The sequence below is a fragment of the Cedecea sp. NFIX57 genome (genome assembly GCF_900177785.1).
Classification (GTDB): Bacteria; Pseudomonadota; Gammaproteobacteria; order Enterobacterales; family Enterobacteriaceae; genus Cedecea; species Cedecea neteri_C.
Window position 1 is genome coordinate 1 of the sequence record NZ_FXAS01000117.1, and the last position, 1,428, is coordinate 1,428.

General features: G+C 54.0%; 1 protein-coding gene. It reads right to left on the reverse strand.

The genetic code is table 11. The features are described 5' to 3' along the window. Positions 1-984: 984 nt before the first annotated feature. Entirely contained in the window at positions 985-1,305 is a 321-nt protein-coding gene (locus B9Y90_RS26120) for a hypothetical protein (RefSeq protein WP_139827523.1), read from the reverse strand. Positions 1,306-1,428: the final 123 nt, after the last annotated feature.

Sequence of the window (1,428 nt, forward strand, 5' to 3'; positions counted from 1 at the left end):
TGCTCCCGGCGAATATGTCGGACAACGCTCGCATGGATTTTTTTCTGAAACAAAAGGAAAATATTCACAACAGTCGCTGATTTTTGAATGCCGCAACGCGGCATGGAGGCGCCTGCCGTAGTCAAAGAGTACTCCGGGGGTAAAGGGCGCCGTAACCCGGCGAAGCCGGTTACCCAATTGATAGATTTCACCAATCGCCCCACCCACCCTGCTCAGCCAGACCCGCTGAAAGCGATACAGAAGTTGCTGTGCGCAGTCGGGGCGTATCTCCGCGTTAGCGGGCCGGCAGGGCCGCTTACGGGCGTGTACGCCACACCCTCCAGCCACACTTCTCAAAGCAACACGAGTCTTTAGTTACATCATCCATCTTAAAAGCGACACAGTTCCGGGCCTGCGGCGCTTTTCAGGGTGGGCTGGGCGCAGGCGTCATTGATGTGCACGGGCCAGGGTTTTTTCTGATGGTTATGCTGAATGTTGTAACTAGTGCACTGCGAGGGGGCATAAAAAAGCCCCACCTGCCAGCGGGGCTGAAATAAACAACCAATAGCATACAGATTAGTGAATCGAGGTTCACACAGATACAGGGGAATACCCGTACTTAGTGTAGCCATTGATTTGTTACCCGGATGAAAACCAGGAGCTTTCTCTGCCCGAGCAACGCGAGGGTGCTACATTTGAGCCATTTTTGGCTCAGTGTATCCCCCTTTTTAAAGGGCTCCTTTTGTTCAGAAATTACGTTCGGAATTAGCTATGAATACAGGTGGGTGTTCGAAATTAACTGACCTCTTCGAAGTTAATCTCATTTGTCAGGGCTGGCGGTGGTGAAAATATGGGCTATTGCGGTGTGAGGTCGGGCAGAACGGGGACGATAAGGGGCGACATCGGTCTGTAAGTGCGTTTTATTCGCATGATGGCGGATTTAAGGCCGAGGGGCGGCCCCGCGCAGGCACGGTCGGAATATCTGGGGCAGGGATTTGGATGGGATTACGGCAGAACGCCGGCACGCTCGAGGAGCAGCCGGTAGTATGTCTCCGGGTCACGGCTTATCAGCCCGGGTTGCTCCCGCTTAAGTGTCGTTTCAAGCTGAATGACCTGAATGGGCGTCATTTTCCCGCTGACAGACCACTGGATAAACGCCTGGTGGTATGTATTCTGCCGGCGGGCCTTCGCGCCGGCTAAAGACGTCAGGCTCTGCTGCTGTTCGTCCAGAAGGGTATCCAGTCGCTCGTCTTCCAGACGCTTCAGGGCATCATCCAGCTCGGTGATACGGGCCTGCTTCTCCCCCGCCAGGTCAGGACTGGTCACCCGACGCTTAATCTGACGCAGTTTGTTGGGCACTGTTGCAAAAATGTGGAAGTGATAAAATTATGGCCACCTTTTGCTGACGGAGCAGCACATGAACCCATTCAAAGGTCGGCATTTTCAGCG